Source organism: Planomonospora alba (genome assembly GCF_039534085.1).
Taxonomy (GTDB): Bacteria; Actinomycetota; Actinomycetes; order Streptosporangiales; family Streptosporangiaceae; genus Planomonospora_B; species Planomonospora_B alba.
In genome coordinates, this window is record NZ_BAAAUT010000063.1 from 20,775 (window position 1) to 37,433 (window position 16,659).

General features: G+C 75.5%; 17 protein-coding genes. 7 read left to right on the forward strand and 10 right to left on the reverse strand.

All coding sequences use genetic code 11. The annotated features are described in order from the left end of the window. Nucleotides 1–17 precede the first annotated feature (17 nt). Nucleotides 18–596 carry a uridine kinase family protein gene (locus ABD823_RS28775; RefSeq protein ID WP_344865049.1) on the forward strand — a complete coding sequence of 193 codons (579 nt, stop codon included), beginning with the start codon at nucleotides 18–20 and terminating at the stop codon, nucleotides 594–596. Nucleotides 597–768: 172 nt separating this feature from the next. On the opposite strand, the gene ABD823_RS28780 is transcribed toward ABD823_RS28775, so the two are convergent. After that, on the reverse strand, nucleotides 769–1,428 hold the full coding sequence (locus ABD823_RS28780) for a histidine phosphatase family protein (RefSeq protein WP_344865051.1): 660 nt from the start codon (nucleotides 1,426–1,428) through the stop codon (nucleotides 769–771). Between the two features lie 131 nt (nucleotides 1,429–1,559). Next, nucleotides 1,560–3,095 carry an FAD-dependent monooxygenase gene (locus tag ABD823_RS28785; RefSeq protein WP_344865053.1) on the reverse strand — a complete coding sequence of 512 codons (1,536 nt, stop codon included), beginning with the start codon at nucleotides 3,093–3,095 and terminating at the stop codon, nucleotides 1,560–1,562. A 116-nt stretch (nucleotides 3,096–3,211) separates the two neighbouring features. Between ABD823_RS28785 and ABD823_RS28790 the strand changes: the two genes are divergently transcribed. The 4 genes from ABD823_RS28790 to ABD823_RS28805 all read left to right on the forward strand — a co-directional run bounded on the left by ABD823_RS28790 (nucleotide 3,212) and on the right by ABD823_RS28805 (nucleotide 6,120). Then, the gene (locus ABD823_RS28790) at nucleotides 3,212–3,820 is read left to right on the forward strand and encodes a TetR/AcrR family transcriptional regulator (RefSeq protein WP_344865055.1); all 609 of its coding nucleotides are present in this window, start codon (nucleotides 3,212–3,214) and stop codon (nucleotides 3,818–3,820) included. 103 nt (nucleotides 3,821–3,923) lie between these two features. Next, complete coding sequence (locus ABD823_RS28795) at nucleotides 3,924–4,319, forward strand: GntR family transcriptional regulator (protein ID WP_344865057.1); 396 nt, start codon at nucleotides 3,924–3,926, stop codon at nucleotides 4,317–4,319. Beyond that, nucleotides 4,316–5,167: an ABC transporter ATP-binding protein gene (locus tag ABD823_RS28800; RefSeq protein WP_344865059.1), complete on the forward strand. Its 852-nt coding sequence runs from the start codon at nucleotides 4,316–4,318 to the stop codon at nucleotides 5,165–5,167. Before ABD823_RS28795 ends, ABD823_RS28800 begins: the two co-directional genes overlap by 4 nt. After that, on the forward strand, nucleotides 5,164–6,120 hold the full coding sequence (locus ABD823_RS28805; protein ID WP_344865061.1) for a hypothetical protein: 957 nt from the start codon (nucleotides 5,164–5,166) through the stop codon (nucleotides 6,118–6,120). The genes ABD823_RS28800 and ABD823_RS28805 overlap by 4 nt, the downstream gene beginning before the upstream one ends. A 27-nt stretch (nucleotides 6,121–6,147) precedes the next feature. Here the strand turns inward: ABD823_RS28805 and ABD823_RS28810 are convergent, their stop codons facing one another. The 4 genes from ABD823_RS28810 to ABD823_RS28825 form a co-directional block, all read right to left on the reverse strand. Further along, nucleotides 6,148–7,125 (reverse strand): pirin family protein, encoded by a 978-nt coding sequence (locus ABD823_RS28810; protein ID WP_344865063.1) that lies wholly within the window; start codon nucleotides 7,123–7,125, stop codon nucleotides 6,148–6,150. A gap of 129 nt (nucleotides 7,126–7,254) precedes the next feature. Next, nucleotides 7,255–7,863 carry a nitroreductase family protein gene (locus ABD823_RS28815; protein ID WP_344865065.1) on the reverse strand — a complete coding sequence of 203 codons (609 nt, stop codon included), beginning with the start codon at nucleotides 7,861–7,863 and terminating at the stop codon, nucleotides 7,255–7,257. 198 nt (nucleotides 7,864–8,061) lie between these two features. Continuing rightward, nucleotides 8,062–9,987, reverse strand: a complete 1,926-nt coding sequence (locus tag ABD823_RS28820) for a hydantoinase B/oxoprolinase family protein (protein ID WP_344865067.1) — start codon at nucleotides 9,985–9,987, stop codon at nucleotides 8,062–8,064. Then, on the reverse strand, nucleotides 9,984–12,059 hold the full coding sequence (locus ABD823_RS28825; RefSeq protein ID WP_344865069.1) for a hydantoinase/oxoprolinase family protein: 2,076 nt from the start codon (nucleotides 12,057–12,059) through the stop codon (nucleotides 9,984–9,986). The genes ABD823_RS28820 and ABD823_RS28825 overlap by 4 nt, the downstream gene beginning before the upstream one ends. Nucleotides 12,060–12,274: 215 nt before the next feature. On the opposite strand from ABD823_RS28825, the gene ABD823_RS28830 reads away from it, so the two are divergent. Beyond that, nucleotides 12,275–12,943, forward strand: coding sequence for an AIM24 family protein (locus ABD823_RS28830; protein WP_344865071.1), 669 nt, complete (start codon nucleotides 12,275–12,277; stop codon nucleotides 12,941–12,943). 60 nt (nucleotides 12,944–13,003) lie between these two features. Here ABD823_RS28830 and ABD823_RS28835 read toward each other — a convergent pair whose 3' ends face one another. Beyond that, the gene (locus ABD823_RS28835) at nucleotides 13,004–13,459 is read right to left on the reverse strand and encodes a hypothetical protein (protein WP_344865073.1); all 456 of its coding nucleotides are present in this window, start codon (nucleotides 13,457–13,459) and stop codon (nucleotides 13,004–13,006) included. Nucleotides 13,460–13,606: 147 nt separating this feature from the next. Here ABD823_RS28835 and ABD823_RS28840 point away from each other — a divergent pair, with 147 nt between their 5' ends. Beyond that, nucleotides 13,607–14,254 (forward strand): thymidine kinase, encoded by a 648-nt coding sequence (locus tag ABD823_RS28840; RefSeq protein ID WP_344865075.1) that lies wholly within the window; start codon nucleotides 13,607–13,609, stop codon nucleotides 14,252–14,254. Here the strand turns inward: ABD823_RS28840 and ABD823_RS28845 are convergent. From ABD823_RS28845 to ABD823_RS28855, 3 genes are all read right to left on the reverse strand, one after another. Then, a complete protein-coding gene (locus ABD823_RS28845; protein WP_344865077.1) occupies nucleotides 14,224–14,883 on the reverse strand; it encodes a DUF998 domain-containing protein in 660 nt (219 codons plus the stop codon). The two genes, ABD823_RS28840 and ABD823_RS28845, sit on opposite strands and share 31 nt — an antisense overlap. A 117-nt stretch (nucleotides 14,884–15,000) precedes the next feature. Further along, the gene (locus ABD823_RS28850) at nucleotides 15,001–15,684 is read right to left on the reverse strand and encodes a DsbA family oxidoreductase (protein WP_344865079.1); all 684 of its coding nucleotides are present in this window, start codon (nucleotides 15,682–15,684) and stop codon (nucleotides 15,001–15,003) included. A 99-nt stretch (nucleotides 15,685–15,783) separates the two neighbouring features. Beyond that, the gene (locus tag ABD823_RS28855) at nucleotides 15,784–16,650 is read right to left on the reverse strand and encodes an ABC transporter permease (protein ID WP_425566676.1); all 867 of its coding nucleotides are present in this window, start codon (nucleotides 16,648–16,650) and stop codon (nucleotides 15,784–15,786) included. Nucleotides 16,651–16,659 lie beyond the last annotated feature (9 nt).

A 16,659-nucleotide genomic window follows, 5' to 3' on the forward strand; every position in this document is an offset into this window, starting at 1 on the left:
GGTGGCACCATGGGGGCATGGCGGCCGTGATCTCCTTCCCCGGACTGGCCGCGACGATCAGGGAGCTGGCGCCGTCGTGCGGGCCGGTCCGGATCGTCGCGGTGGACGGGCCCGGAGGGTCGGGCAAGACGACCTTCGCCGGGCGGCTGGCCCGCGCGCTCGGCTGCCAGGTGGTCCACAGCGACGACTTCCCGGTGCCGTGGGACGAGCCGCCGGAGGCGTGGTTCACGCACGTGGAGGACCAGGTGCTCGGCCCGCTGGCGGCGGGTGAGCCGGGCCGTTACCGGCGCTACGACTGGGTGCGCGGCGTGTTCGCCGAGCGGGTGGAGGTGCCGGTCGCACCGGTCCTGCTGCTGGAGGGCGTGAGCACGGCCCGGCGCACCGCCCCGGTCTCCTACGTGGTCTGGGTGGAGGCGCCCCGGGAGCTCCGCCTGGCCCGCGCCCTGGCCCGGGACGGCGCGGCCCTGGCGCCGCAGTGGCGGACCTGGATGCGCGCCGAGGACGAGTGGTTCGCCACCGACGGCACCCGCGCCCGCGCCGATCTGCTGGTGGACGGCGCGGCGGTCCCGGGCGAGTTCGTGGCGGCCGCCGGCTGAGCGGCCGGCCCGCGGCGCGGCCTCCCCCGGGTTACCCGCCGGCGGGACGACCGGCCCGCGGCGCGGCCTCCTGCGGGCTACCGGACTCGTCCGCGGCGCCCCGGCCTTAGGGACCCCGCGGCCGGCCACGAGTCTTGAGGGATCAGCGACGGGATCCTTCAGGCCGGGCGCGTCAGGGCGCGCTCTCCCTCAGGTGGTCGACGTCGTTGAACAGCTCCATCGCGCCGCCCCGCCACACGGAGACCGAGGTGTTGCCGATCGCCGTGTGCTCCAGCGCGCCCGCCGCCTCCAGCAGCACGTGCCGGATCGCCAGCACCACGGCGTCGTGCGCCACGACCAGCACGTGCCGCCCCGCGCACGCGGCCCGCAGGTCGCCGAGCGCCTCCCGCACCCGGGCGACGACGTCGGCGAAGCTCTCCCCCTCCGGGGGCCGGTGGTCGTAGCGCCTGCGCACCAGCGCCTCCGCCTCCTCCGGGAAGCGCTCGCGGATCGCGGCGAGGTTCATGCCCGAAAGCACTCCCATCCTGCGGTCACCGAGCCGGGGGTCCAGCCGTACCTCGCGTGCCGCGCCGGGCGCCGCGGGGAGCTCGGCGGCGATCAGCTCCCAGGTCCGCACCGCCCGCCGGTACGGCGAGCACCACACGGCCCCGGGCGGGGGGCCGGTCGCGAGCCGCCGGCCCAGCAGGGTCGCCTGGCGGCGGCCGAGCCCGGTCAGCTCGGCGTCCTCGTCCCGGCCCGCCAGGACGAGGGCCCGGCACTCGGCCTCGGCCCGCCTGGCCGCCGCGTTGGACGTGCTCTCCCCGTGGCGCACCGCGGTGATGGACAACGGCATGCCTCCAGCCAACCCCCCGGAGGCCGTCCGGGCAAGGCGCGGCCGGCGGTCCGCGCGGGGCGCCGGCGGCGCCACCGGCGCGGGTACGGGCAGGCGTGGTCGCGGCGCCACCGGCGCGGGGCGCGGCGGTGTCACGCCCGGGCGTCCCCCTGCCGCAGCGCGCCGTCCAGCCACCGGCCGAGACGTTCCGGAGCGGTCCGGCCGCGCCAGGCCAGGTGTGCGTCCGGGCGGACCAGCCACACCTCCCGCCGGCCGGAGCCGCAGGTCAGCACCGTCACCGCCGCCCCGAGCCGGTCGCGTGCCTCGGCGAGGTGCGCCGGCGCGCCCTCGGCCGGAGCCAGCAGCACCCATCGCCGGCCGAGTTCGGCGTGCAGGCGGGTCCGGCCGCCGTCGGGGCGCAGGCACGCCAGGTCCGGGACCCGGTCGCCGGGGCGCGGCCGGCGGCCGAGCCGGGATGCGGCGCCCCCGGCCAGCGGGCCGCGCCGGTAGGTGACCCACAGCTGGGAGGCGAGCAGGCCGGCCCGTCGTTGCACCGCCGGCATGCCGGTGATCGGCACGATCACCCGCCTGCGCAGGAGGCGCAGCAGCGGGCCGCCGCCGATCTGCAGCCTCGTCACGTTGGTGGTCTGCCGCAGCACCTCGGTCGCCAGGGGGCGGCGTTCGGCCTCGTAGGTGTCGAGCAGCCGTTCGGCGGCCTGCCCGCGCGCGACGAGGGCGAGCTTCCACGCGAGGTTCTCGGCGTCGCCCATTCCGGTGACCATGCCCTGGCCGCCGAGCGGGCTGTGGATGTGGGCCGCGTCACCGGCCAGGAGGACCCGCCCTCGCCGGTAGGCGTCGGCCAGCCGGCGGTGGACGCGGAAGGCGGAGGTCCAGACCGCGTCCTTGATGCGGATGTCGGTGCGTCCGGTCCGCTCGGGCACGAGCCGGCGGAAGCGCTCCAGGATCTCGTGCTCGCCCGGTGCGTCGTCGCCGGCCGGGTCGTAGGCCATCAGCCGCCACAGGTCGTCCGCGCGCCCGGCCTCGCGCATCGGCACGGCGAAGAACGGGCCGTCCCGGTGCGGCCAGCCGTGTCCCCCGGCCCGGTCCACCGGCCAGTCGGCGTGCACGTCGGCCAGCAGGAACCGCTCGGTGACGCGGACGCCGGGGAAGCCGATCCCGACCAGCTTGCGCACGGTGCTGTGCGCACCGTCGCAGCCGACCACCCATCCGCACCTCAACGGGCTCCGGCCGTCACCGAGGACGGCGGTGACGCCGTGGGCGTCCTGGGTGAGGCCGGTCAGCGCGGTGCCCCAGCCGACGCCGACGCCCAGCTCGGCCAGCCGGCTGCGCAGTCCCGCCTCGACCTCGGCCTGGGAGGCGTACAACGCCGGCCGGGCGCCGCCCAGGCCCAGGTCGCCGAAGCGGATCGTGATCGCGGAGCCTCCGTCCAAGTGCTGCGTGAGGGTGAGCGCGGTGAGCGAGCGCTGCGGCAGATCTCCCAGGGCGCCCAGCCGGTCGAGCACCTCGACGCCCCGCGCGTGCAGGATGTTCGCCCGGGAGGTGGAGGCCGGGCCGGGGGCCGCGTCCACCACCCGCACCGTCACGCCCTGCATGCGCAGCGCGCAGGCCAGCGCCAACCCCGTCGGACCGGCTCCGACCACCAGCACCTCGGGCTCGTACCCGCTCACCGCTCACCCCCGAACACATAAACGCCGGAACGGTTCCGTTCCATAACGACACCGAACCTATGCGCCGGAGGGCCGGAACGCAACCGTTCCGTTCTGTTCCGTACTAGAGTTGCGCCATGGCGACCCACGGACGTCGAGCAGCAGGGGCGGCCCTCCTGCGGGAGCAGGTCACCGGAAAGATCACGGCGGCGGTCCTCGACGAGCTCGCCGACACCGGATACGCCCGGATGTCGATGGAGGCGGTCGCCCGGCGGGCCGGTGTCGGCAAGGCGGCCCTCTACCGCCGGTGGGCCTCCAAGGAGGCCATGGTCCAGCAGATCGTGGGCGAGTTCGCCTGGGCCTCCGTCCCCGTCCCCGACACCGGGAGCCTCCGCGAGGACGTCCGCGGCTACGTCGCCCACGCCTGCGCGCTCCGGCAGGACCTGCGCGCCGTCCGCGTCATCGCCGACCTCAGCGCGGAGGCCGTCCGCGATCCGCGGCTCGCGCGGTCCTTCTACCCCGCGCTGCGCGAGCCCCGCCGCACCGCCGCCGCCGCGATGCTGCGCAACGCCGTCGAGCGCGGAGAGCTGCCCGCCGACCTCGACACCGATCTGGCCCTGGACTGCCTGGTCGGGCTCGCCTACGGACGCCCGCAGACCCTGACGGCCTCCGGGGAACTCGCCGACCCCTATCCGCACGACCGGCTCGTCGAGGTCGTCCTGGCCGCGCTGACGGCCTGCCGCTGACGGGACCGCGGGCCGCGCCGGCCGCCTCGATCGCCCTCCGGGGCTTGACCCGCCCGGAGATCGTGATCCACCATTCCACTATTCGGCTAGTGAATTGGTGTTTATGATGATCGAATTCCACCTCGACCGGGGGTCGGGGGTGGCCACCTACCTCCAGCTCGTGCACCAGGTCAAACGGGCCCTGCGGCTGGGCACCCTGCGGCCGGGTGACCGGCTGCCCACCGCGCGGGAGGTCGTCGACGCCCTGGCCATCAACCCGAACACCGTGCTCAAGGCCTACCGCGAGCTGGAGCGCGAGGGCCTGGTGGAGGGCAGGCCCGGTCTGGGCACCTTCGTCCAGCGCTCCATCGGCGGCGCCCGGCTGGCCGACCACACCGCCCTGCGCCGGAGCCTGGAGGCGTGGGTACGGCAGGCGCGCGCGGCCGGCCTCGACCGCGACGACATGGAGACCCTGTTCGCCATGGCGGTCGCCGGCTCCCCGCGGGAGGGCACGGCATGACCACCGCACTGCGGACCACCGGCCTGACCGTGCGCTACCGGCGCAGGCGGGCGCTGCACGACTGCTCCCTGGCCCTCCCGGCCGGCCGGGTCGCCGCCCTCGTCGGCCCGAACGGCGCGGGCAAGACCACGCTGCTGCACACGGTCGCCGGGCTGCTCGCCCCGGACGCCGGGGAGGTCGCCGTGGCCGGCGAGGTGGCGTTCATGGCCCAGGACAAGCCGCTGTACGACACCTTCACGGTCGCCGAGACGCTCACCTTCGGCAGACGCCTCAATCCCGGCTGGGACGACGCGTACGCCACCGCCCGGCTGGCCGGGCTCGGCATCCCCCCGGACCGGCGGGTCTCCCGCCTGTCGGGCGGGCAGCAGACCCAGGTCGCGCTCACCGTCGCGCTGGCCAGGCGCCCCGACCTGCTGGTGCTGGACGAGCCGCTGGCCGACCTCGACCCGCTGGCCCGGCACGACGTCATGCGCTCGCTCATGGTCGCGGTCGCCGAGCGGCCGCTGACGGTCCTGATCTCCTCCCACGTCGTCGCCGACCTGCGCGACACCTGCGACTGGCTCATCGTGCTCAACCAGGGCCGGGTGCAGGTCAGCGGCGACATCGACGACCTGCTCGCCGAGCACCTGGTGCTGACCGGCCCGGCCGGGTCCGCCGGCGGCCCGGCCGGGGCACGGGTGGTCGAGTCCTCCCTCACCGACCGGCGGACCCGGCTCCTGGTCCGGGGCGCGCCCGCGCCCGACCCGCGCTGGAGCGCCCGCCCGGCCGATCTGGAGGAGCTGGTGATGGCCTACCTGCGCAGCCCGGAGGCGGCCGCGCTGCCCGCGCCGAGGGGGGTGAGCGCGTGATCTGGCTGACCTGGCGCCAGCACCGGGCGCAGATCCTCGTCACCGCGGCCCTGCTGGCCGTGCTCGGCCTGCTCCTGCTCGGCTCGGCGGTGGAGGCGAGGCTCCACGTCGCCGGCCACGCGCCGCCGGGCTGCCCGGGTCCGGCACCCGCCTGCTGGGACCTGGCGAGAGCGCTCGCGGACCGCCACGACGCGGTCTACACCGTCTTCGGCTGGATGCCGATCGTCGCCCCCGCGCTGATCGGCGCCTTCTGGGGCGCGCCGCTGCTGGGCCGCGAGTACGAGCGCGGCACCCACAAACTGGCCTGGACGCAGGCGGTCTCCGTCCGCCGCTGGCTGGCGGTCAAACTCGCCCTGCTCGGCGCCCTGGCGGCCACCGCCGGTCTGGCGCTGTCGGCGATGGTCAGCCTGTGGCGGCCGGTCCTCGGCCGGGAGGACCGGTTCGGCAACATCGGCGTCTTCAACATGGTCGGCGTCGCTCCGGCCGTGTGGTGGTTGTACGCCTTCATGCTGGGCGCCGCGGCCGGGGCGCTGCTGCGGCGCACCCTGCCGGCGATGGCGGTGGTGGTGGCCGGGGTCGCGGTGACGACGTTCACCCTGTTCGGCCTCAGCGACCACTACGCCGAACCCGTGCGGACCGTGCTGTCGGGCACCACCGTGCCGCCCGACCCCGACGCCCGGCTGGTGGGCGCCGCCTGGGTCGATCCGGCCGGCCGGGAGCTGGCCCGTCCTCCCGAGGGGGTCTGCCCGCACCCGCCGGACACCGGGCGGAGCGACCGCAACCAGCAGACCTACGAGCGGTGCCTGTTCGGCAAGGGCTACCGGTACGCCCTCTACGCCCACCCGCCGTCGCGGTTCTGGCGGTTCCAGTGGACCGAGGCCGCCCTCCTGACCGCCGCCTCCCTGGCCCTCGCCGGCCTGACCGCCCGCCGTACGCTCCGGCGCGGGGCGTGAGCCGGTCCCGGCCCGCGCCGCCGGGCGTCACAGGGCGATCGTGCGGCCGTGGCGGTCGCGGGCCTTGAGCCGGACGGTGGGCAGCTCCGGGGCCGGCAGCGGGTCGGCCGCGCACCCGGTGACCGCGCCGAAGCGCCGGCCGGACATCCAGTCGTCGCGCGCCCGCACGATCTCCTCGTGGGAGCGGCCGACGAAGTTCCACCACATCACCAGCGGCTCGTCGAACGGCTCGCCGCCCAGCACGAACAGCCGCGCCGGGCCGCCGGCGTCGACGGCCACCTCGGTGCGGCCCTGCCCGAGGTACAGCAGCGCTCCCGGCTCCAGGTCCACCCCGGCCACCCGGGCGGTGCCGGACATCGCCAGGACCGCGTGCTCGAAGGAGGCATCCAGCGGCAGCCTCCGCCGGCCGCCGGAGGCCAGCAGCACCTCGGCGCCCAGCAGCGGGCTGTGCACCCGCGCCGGAGAGCGCTCGGCGCCCACCTCGCCCACCACGACGGTGACGGTCCCGTCCCCGCCGTCGCCGTCGGCCAGCACCGGCAGGGCGGGGTGGTGCTCGAAGCGCGGCTCGCCGTGGCGGGCGTGCTCCGGCAGCGCCACCCACAGCTGCAGGCCGTGCATGCCCGCGGGGTGGTCGGGCGGCGACTGCTCGGAGTGCGCGATGCCGTGCCCGGAGGTCATCAGGTTCAGCTGCCCCGGCGTGATCGCCTGGGCGCTGCCGAGGCTGTCGCGGTGCATGATCTCGCCCTCGGCCAGCCAGGTGACGGTCTGCAGGCCGGTGTGCGGGTGCGGCGGCACCTGCATGCCGGGCCGGCCGGTGACGTCCTCGGGGCCGAAGTGGTCGACGAAGCACCAGGCGCCGACCATGCGGCGCGGCCGCTGCGGCAGCAGGCGCCGCACCGTGGTGTAGCGGCCCAGCGGCACGTCGTGGCCGGGCAGCAGGACGCTGCCGGGCACGGCCTGCTCGGCGACGGCGCAGCCGTACAGGGCGCGGTCGGGTTCGCTCATGGGACGACTCTACGCGGGCGCCGCCCGGTCGCCGGGCGGGCGGCGGGTCCGTCCCCGGCCGGCGGGCGGGCGCGGACACCGGCGGGGTGCCGCGCCCGGCCGCCGCGCTCCGGCGGCGGGCGTGCCGGGTCAGGCCGCCCGGTGCTCCGGACCGGGTACGGCGGGCAGCAGCAGGGCGTCGAGGGCGTGGCGGGTACGCGGGGCGCTCTCGCGGGCGGCCAGCGGCTCGGGCAGCTCGGCGGCGGCGTCCAGGCACCCGACGGCCACCACGACGACCGGGGTGAGGGCGGCGCCGAGGCCGAACGCCTCGCGGGCGGCCGCCGCGTCGAAGCCGCCCATCTGGTGGACGGACAGCCCGTCCGCCTGGGCCTGCAGGGTCAGGCAGGCGACGGCCTGGCCGGTGTCGTACAGCGCCCACGGCCGCGCCCGGCCGTCCTCGCCGACGGTCTCGGCGGCCACCAGCAGCAGCGCGCCGGCGGCACCCGCCCACACCCGGTTGCCCGGGTTGAGGAGATCCAGCAGCCGGGTGAAGGCGTCCTCGCCGCGCCGGGTGACCAGGAATCTCCACGGCTGGCTGTTGTTGGCCGACGGCGCCCAGCGCGCCGCCTCCAGCAGCGCGTGCAGCCGCGCCTCGCCGAGGGTGTGGGCGGCGTCGAAGCCGCGGGGGCTCCACCGCTCGGCCAGCAGCGGGTGCACCGGTACCGAGGTCGCGGCGGTCTTGGTCATGTTCGTGCCCATGCTCTCAGTGGTGGTCGTGCTCGTGCTCCCGCCCGGGCCGGACCCGGGCGGGGGCCGCCGCCTGGATGAGGCGCCGTCCGCACACCCCGAACATGCATGATGCGTCATCCATTCCCGATCAAGATGACACATCATGTCTGGGGGTGCGGCGCCGCCGGCCCGGTGGCGCCGCACCCCCAGGCGCCCGCGTTCCCGCGGTCAGAGCAGGTCGGCCTCCGCGTGCGGCAGGCCGCCGGACAGGGAGGGGAAGCCCGGGCCCCGGTCGAAGAACGGCGCGTCCGCCGGGAGCAGGGCACGCAGTTCGGCGCGGAGGGCGGCCGTCGCCTCGGCGTCCACCGTGAGGCCGTCGAGACCGCCGGGGCCTCCGGAGCCATCCGGATCCTCGGCGCCGCCGGAGTCCCCGGGGCCTGCGGAACCGCCGGAGTCCCCGGTGCCGCCGCGCACTCCGCGCAGCACGACGCCGTAGTCGTCGCGGGCGCCGCGCACCGAGACCTTGCCGTCGCGGACGTCGGCGGCCACCGCCTCGGCCGGGCGGTCCAGCGGGCAGCCCCAGCCCCCTCCCCCGGTGGTGCGGATCCGGATCACCTCGCCCGCGCGCACCGGCGCGTCGTCGACCAGGCCCTCCATCGGCCGCCCCTCGATCTCCACGGTGAACGGCCGCCCGGCCCGCCCGCCGTTCACGCCCCAGCAGGACAGGATCGAGCGGTCGGCGATCGACATGAACGAGGCGTCGCGGAGCATCCGGATGTGCTTGTCGTAGCCGAGGCCGCCCCGGTGCAGGCCCGGGCCGCCGGAGTCGACGGCCAAGCCGAGGCGCTCGACCCGCAGCGGCCAGCGGGACTCGGCGAACTCGACGGGGATGTTGCGCGAGTCGGGCACGACGTGGATGGTGTCCTCCCCGTCGGCGTACCACCGCCCGCCCGAACCGCCGCCCAGCACCTCCCGCATCAGGTACGGCGTGCCGTCGGCCCCGGTGCCGTGCACGCCGGTGTAGCGGATGGTCTCCTGGTCGGCCGGCATGCGCCCGCCGGTGGCCTTGGCCAGCACCCCGGCCAGCACGCCCAGCAGCCGCAGGATCACGAACGTGCGGGCGTTGGTGGGCGCCGGGAAGACCGGGGTGAGCAGCGTGCCCTTGGGCGGGAAGCGCATCTCGATCAGCGGGACGACGCCCTCGTTGACGTCGAGCTCGGCCATCCGCTCGGGGGTGTCGGCGAGGTTGCGCAGGATCGGGGCGAGCCACTTCTTCAGGAACACCCCGTCGGCGTAGTCGCCGGCGTGGTTGATCGGCCCCCTGGCCTGCGGGGAGGTGCCGGTGAAGTCGATGACGAGGGGACGGGCGGCGGCGTGGTCGACGGTCAGGGTGATGCGCTGGGCGTGCAGCCGGGGCGGGTCCACGCCGTCGTGCTCGGCGTAGTCCTCCCAGACGTACACCCCTTCGGGGATCTTCGCCAGCAGCTCCCGGCGGAACGTCTCGGTGGTCTTGGCGAGGATCGCCTCGAAGCACGCCTCGACGGCCTCGCGCCCGTACCGGTCGAACAGCTCCGCCAGGCGCCGCGCGCCCATCAGGCAGGCCGAGCACTCGGCGTCCAGATCGCCGGCGAGCGAGTCGGGCATCCGGGAGTTGCGCGTCATGATCGTCAGGGCGGCCCGGTTGGGCACGCCCCGGTCCCAGAGCCTGATCGGCGGGACCATCAGCCCCTCCTCGAAGACGCTGCGCGCCCCCGAGGGCATCGACCCCGGGCAGGATCCCCCGATGTCGTCGTGGTGCCCGAACGCCTGCACGAACGCCACGACCTCGCCGCGGTGGAAGACCGGGACGGTGACGCACAGGTCGGGCAGGTGGCCGATGCCGCCCTCGGACAGGTAGACGTCGTTGTGGAAGAACACGTCGCCGGGGTTCATCTCCGCCACCGGGAAGTCCCGCACGATGGGCTGGACCAGCGCCGAGTAGGAGCGGCCGGTCAGCTTGCGGAGCCGTACGTCGTGGATGCCCGCGCGGAAGTCGTGCGCGTCGCGGATCATCGGCGAGCGGGCGGTGCGCGCGATGGCGGTCTCGACCTCCCGCTCCACCGAGGCGAGCGTGCCCTCGACGATCTCCGTCAGCACCGGGTCGGCGGCCGTCATCTCTCTCCTCCCCGCCGGGCCCCGCGGCGGACCACGAGGTTGCCGCGGCCGTCGGCTTCCACGGTGAAGCCCGGGTGCACCGGGAGCGTGGAACCGTACTCCTCGACCACCGCGGGGCCCCGGACCACGTCGCCGGGGCGCAGGTCGCCGCGGCGGAAGACCGGCACCTCCCGCCGGCCGTCCTCCCCCGGGGCGCGGTCCTCGTCGAAGTACACGGGCCGGGCGCCGGCCGGGGCCGGGGGCGGGTCCTGCGGCCGGCGCGGCTCCCGCCGGGCGATCACCGGGCGGGTGATCGGGCCGATGCCGGAGACCCGCAGGTTGACCCACTCGACGCCGTGCCGGGGGTCGCCGCGGTAGCCGTACCCGTAGAGCGCCTCGTGCGCCGCGTGGAAGCGGTCCAGCACCTCGGCCCGCCAGGCCTCGTCCGGCGGCCCGGCCGGTACGGGCACCCGCACCTCGTAGGCCTGGCCGTAGTAGCGCAGGTCGGCGCTGCGCGCGAAGACGTGCTCGGTGAAGCCCTCCCGCTCCAGCGCCGCGGCCGCCTGCGCCTCCAGCCCGCCGAAGATCTCCGCGGCCGTCTCCGGGGCCGGGTCGCACGTGACGAAGGTGCGCACGTAGTCGTTCCTGACGTCCACGGTGAGCAGGCCGAAGGCCGAGACGTTGCCGGGGTCGGGCGGGACCAGCACCGACGGCAGGCCGAGGACGTCGATCAGGCGGCAGACCAGCAGCGGGCCGGAGCCGCCGAAGGCGACCATCGGGAAGTCGCGCACGTCCAGGCCGCGCTTGACGGTGATCCGCCGGATGGCGTTGGCCTGGTTGAAGGCGCTGATCTCCAGGATGCCGGCGGCGGTGCGCTCCGGGCTCAGGCCGAGCTCCGCCGCCAGTTCCTCGATGCCGCCCCGGGCCGCGCCGGCGTCCAGCGGGACCTCCCCGCCGAGCAGGTGCGGCGGGACCCGGCCGAGGAAGACGTGCGCGTCGGTGACGGTGACCTCCGTGCCGCCCCGGCCGTAGCAGAGGGGGCCCGGATCCGCGCCGGCGGAGGCCGGGCCGACCTTGAGCGTGCCCTCCGGGGAGATCCACGCGACGGACCCGCCGCCCGCGCCGACGGTCACGATGTCGATCATCGGGATCTTGCACGGGTAGCGGCCGACGCTCCCCTCGGTGGTCAGCGAGGGCTCGCCGTCGACGACCACCGCGACGTCGGTGGAGGTGCCGCCGCCGTCCAGCGTGATCACCGACCGGTGCCCGGCGGTGGAGGCGATCAGCGCGGCGCCGAGCGCGCCCGCGGCCGGGCCGGAGAGCACGGTGGTGATCGGCTGGTGCACGACCTCGGCGGCGGACAGCACCCCGCCGTTGCTCTTCATCACCAGCAGCGGCGCCTCCAGCCGCCCGGACAGCCGGGCGAGGTAGCGGCGCATCGCCGGCTTGACCGCGGCGTCGACCAGCGTGGTGACCGACCGCTCGTACTCGCGGTACTCGCGCAGCACGTCGCTGGAGATCGACACGACCGCCTCGGGGTGCTCGCGCTCCAGGATCTCGCGCATGCGCAGCTCGTGGCCGGGATCGGCGTAGGAGTGCAGGAAGCACACGCCGATCGAGGTGATCCCCCGCTCCCGGAACCACCGGGCCGCGGCCACGGCCTGCCCGGTGTCGAACGGCCTGACCTCCGCGCCGGTGTGGTCGAGCCGCCCGCCGACGGTCCGGACCCGGTGCGCCGGGACGATGCGCGGCGGCTTGACCCAGAAGTAGGAGTTGCCGTAGCCGTCCGGCACGCTCTGCCGGGCGATCTCCAGGACGGACTCGAATCCCTCCGTGGTGACGAAGCCCAGGTCCTCGACGCGGTCCTGCAGGAGCTGGTTGGTGGCGACCGTGGTGCCGTGCACCACCGCCGAGACGGTCACCCCGTCGCCGGCGCGGCCGAGGAGCCTCCGCACGCCCGCCATGAACCCCTCGGCCGGGTCGGCCGGGGTGGAGGGGGTCTTGGTGGTGGTGATCTGGCCGGTCTGCTCGTCCACCATGACCACGTCGGTGAACGTGCCCCCGGTGTCGACGCCGATACGGACGCTGCGCATGCCCCGTGTCTACCGGCTCGCGCCGGAGCGGTGAACCGGCGGACCCTGCCGAAGCCGCCGGTGATCCTTGGCAACAGGTGGTCCGGCGCGCCGGGCGGCCGACCGGCTCCGGGAGGCCGTACGGCCCGCGCGGGAACTCCGCCCCCGCCGCGATCGCTGAACAGGCGTACCGGTATAACGGCACGTCACCTCATATGACACGAAAGAGGCACAAAGTGCGCAGTTCGTTCTTCGGCAATCTGGAGCAGGGCCAGGTCCCCGGTCACTTCGCCCTGCAGAATCCCAAGATGCTGCGCGTGCAGCTGAACGGGGGGGACGTGCTGGCCCGGCAGGGCTCGATGGTCGCCTTCCAGGGGCAGATGGACTTCGACTACGAGGGCGGCGGCGTCGGGAAGTTCCTGAAGAAGATGGTCACCGGCGAGGGCGCGCCGCTGATGCGGGTGCGCGGCCAGGGCGCGCTCTTCCTCGCCGACGACGCCCAGGACGTGCACCTGTTCTACCTGGAGAACGAGGCGATCACCGTCAACGGCAGGAACCTGCTGGCCTTCGACCCGCACCTGTCGTGGGACATCAACCGGGTGCAGGGCGCGGGCATCGCCGCCGGCGGCCTGTTCAACACCACGGTCTCCGGCACCGGCTGGGTGGCGGTCACCGCGCACGGCACGCCGGCGATGCTCGACGCCGCCTGGGGGCCGACCTACGCCGACGGCCAGTCGGCGGTGTGCTGGAGCACCTCGCTGCAGGTGGGGGTCAACCGCACCTTCAAGGCGGGGGCGCTCATCGGGCGCGGGAGCGGCGAGGCCGTGCAGCTCGCCTTCCAGGGGCAGGGGTTCGTCCTGGTCCAGGCCAGCGAGGGCCCGGTCGTCCCGCAGGCCCGCGGCTGACGGGCCGGCGGGCCCGCGGGCCGACGGGCCGGGCCGCCGGGGCCCGGCCCGGGCGGACGCTCAGCGGCGGCGGTCCCCCATGATGGAGCCGATCACCGCGTCCGCGTCGTGCGCGTGCACCTTGGCGGCCAGCCGGATCGCCATCTCGTTCGCCCGGCGCAGCTCGGCCTCGACCCGGTCCTTGCCGGACTGCCCGACCTGGACGCCGAAGTAGGCCCCGATGATCGCTCCGGAGACCCCGACGAGACCGGCGAAGGGCGCGCCCCCGCCGCCGTCGCGCAGCGCGATGACCACGAACCCGACCAGGATGACGATCAGGCCCGTCAGCACCACGTAGAACCCGTACCTCCAGCGGGCCGCCTCCGCCCTGGCCGCGACGGCCTCGTCCTCGGTCATCATCGCCGCGAGGGCCGGAGGCATCTCCGCGGTCTCCTTCGCCGGGGCGGCGGTCACCTTGGCCAGGGGCGCGGTGGGGGCCGCCGTCGGGGGAGCGGCTGGGATCTTGGCGGTCGTCACAGATTCTCCATGTCTCGGTCGGCCGATGGGATCTCCCACGCTGTGCCGGGGCAAGCCCGATGGGGCTTGACCAACGCGGGACCTGGCTTTCCTACCAGTTCTATCCCTGCCCAAACGCACCGGGCAAACCCGCTAAGCTGGCCCGCCGTGACCGAAACGCCCCCCGTGACCGAACCGTCCGCGCTCTCCCCGGTGCCCGCCGGAGCCCGGGACGGGGTGCTGCGCTTCTACTTCGGCCCGATGGACTGCGGCAAGTCGACCCTGGCCCTGCAGATGAACTACAACCACCGCCGCCAGGGCAGGCGGGGCCTGGTGCTGACCAAGCACGACCGCTCCGGCGGGCCGCAGATCACCAGCCGGATCGGCCTGGACAGCGAGGCGATCGAGGTCACCGACGGCCTCGACCTGGTCGAGCTGGTGACCGAGCACAAGCCGATCGACTACGTGATCTGCGACGAGGCCTGCTTCTACACGGTGGCCCAGATCGAGCAGCTCGCCGATCTCGCCGACGGCTTCGGCATCGACGTCTACGCCTTCGGCCTGGCCACCGACTTCCGCTCCCGGATGTTCCCCGCCGCCCGGCGCCTGTTCGAGCTGGCCGACGAGATCAGCCGGCTGCAGGTGGAGGTCCTGTGCTGGTGCGGCCGTCCCGGCCTGCTCAACGCCCGCGTGGTCGACGGCGAGCTGGTGCACACCGGCGAGCAGGTCGTCATCGGCGACACCGGCGCCGCCCCGGTCCGCTACCAGGTGCTCTGCCGCCGCCACTACCGCTCGGGCGACCTCGGCACGGACTGACCCGCCCCTCCCCCGCGGGCGGCCCAGACGCCCAGCGCGACCAGCGCGGCGACCTCGGTCACGGCCATCCCCCGCTCGACCAGGCCGAGCGGCATCACCCGCCACCAGGGCAGCCCGCTGCTCTCGGCCGCCACCACGGCCCCGGCGATGCCCAGCACCCACAGCAGCGAGCCCAGGCCCAGCGCGAGGACGGCCAGCGCCGGCCGGCGCCACTCCGGGTGGCGCCGCCAGGGCCGGGCGATGACGAGCGCGGCGAGCGGCAGGCTGAGGAACGCGACGATGCCGCCCACCCGGTGGATGCTTCCGCTGAGACTCGGCCCGACGGACCAGTCGTGCTTGGGGAACCACGCCGCCACCAGCAGGCCCGCGCTCCACGCGGCCAGCGCGACCGTCCCGAAGGATCGGACGGCCGCCACTCCCCGCCCCACCAGGGACGCCCCGATGGCCAGCGAGCCGGCGGCGAGCAGGCCCAGGCCCAGCGCGAAGAGCCAGCCGTGCTCGCCGAGCCCGTGCTCGCTGATCGTCCGCCGCAGCGGGTCGATCTCGGCCAGGTAGGCCACGTCCAGGCCGAGGACGATCGCCGCCCCGGCCCCCACCGCCCCCAGGCCCGCGTGTGCGGCTCGCTGCACGCCTCGTCCTTCCTCCGTCGTCCTCCCGCCCGGAGGAGTGACCGATGGTTTCCCGTGAGAGTGGCGACGCGGGCGGCGGCGCCGCGGCGGCCGCCGTCCCGCAGGCGCCGCGGCGGCTCACACCGCGCAGTGGCCGTCGTCGCAGGCGTCCCCGGCCCCGCCGGACGGCGCCCGCCCGGTCCGCTCGGCGACCTCCTCCAGCGCGGCGAGCAGGGCGTCCTCGGGCTGCGCCCCGGAGACGGCGAAGCGCTCCTCGATCAGGAAGAGCGGCACGGACGCGACGCCGAGCGCGCGGGCCCGGTCCAGGTCCTCCCTGACCTCGGCGGCCCCGTCCTGCGCGCCCGGGCCGTCGAAGTCCGCCCGGACCCCGGTCTCGGCGGCCAGCTCCGCGAGGACCTCCGCCGAGCCGATGTCGAGCCCGTCGGTGAAGTGGGCGCGGAAGAGCCGCTCCAGCATCTCCGCCCCCCTGCCCTGGTCGGCGGCGAGCCGGACGAGCCGGTGCGCCTGGAAGGTGTTGGCGTGCACGGCCCTGCCGAAGTCGAGCGTCAGCCCGTCCCCGGCGGCGACCGAGGCGACGTGCCCGGTCATCCGCCCGGCCTGCTCCGGCCCGCCGAACTTGGCCGCCAGCCACGCCGTGAGCGGCTCCCCCTTCGACTCGGCGTCCGGCTGGAGCTGGAAGGGGCGGAGGATCACCTCGACCTTCCCTCCCTTCGCGCGGTAGCGCTCGGCGGCGCGGGCGAAGCGGACGTGGCCGATGTAGCACCAGGGGCAGACGACGTCGGAATAGATCTCAACCTTCACACCGGCCTTCAACCACCGCCGGGACCCGGTGATTCCGCCCGCCCGGTCCCGCCCCGGGCGGGGGCGGGACCGGGCGGGCGGGGTGCGCCGGCCGGATGGTCAGCTCCCCAGCTTCCGGAACGCGCGGGCGGACAGGGGCAGGAACACGGCGGCGAGCAGGACGGGCCACGCGACCGACAGCAGCCCCGCGTGCTGCGCGGCCCAGCCCTCTCCCCCGTGGCCGGGGTTGCCGAAGAGCCCGCGGGTGGCCGCGGCCGTGGCCGACAGCGGGTTCCACTCGGCGATCGCGCCGAGCCAGGCGGGCATCGTGGCCGGGTCGACGAAGACGTTCGACAGGAACCCCGCGGGCCAGACCAGGATCTGGACCGCCGCCACCGCCTCCGGTCCGCTCGCCTTCAGGCCGGCGAGGATCCCGACCCAGAGCAGGGCGAAGCGGAGCAGGAGCAGCAGCCCGACGGCGGCGAGCGCGGCGCCGTACCCGCCGTGCCACCGCCAGCCCAGCAGCAGTCCGGTGCCGGCCAGGACGGCCAGGCCGGCCACCGAGTTGAGCATGTCGGCGGCGCACCGGCCCAGCACGACGGCCGAGGAGCTCATCGGCAGCGAGCGGAACCGGTCGGTCACACCCCGGGCGGCGTCCACGGTGACCGCCGTCATGGTGGTCTCCAGCCCGAAGAGCATGGTCAGGGTGAACATGCCGGGCATCAGGAACTCGAAGTAGTCCCCTCCGCCGGGCACGCCGATCGCCCCGCCGAACAGGCCGCCCATCATCAGCACGACCATGACGGGGAAGAGCCAGCCGACGGCGACCGTGCCCGGCCGGAGCCTCCAGTGGTGCAGGTCGCGCAGGGTGATCGTCCAGGCGTCCGCCAGGGCCCGGGCGAACCGGGCCGACGGGGCGTCCGGGGACGGCGGGCGGGTGGTCGTGTCCATGCGGGTGCCTCCGGGTGGTTCGGTGCTCGTGTCCATGCGGGTGCC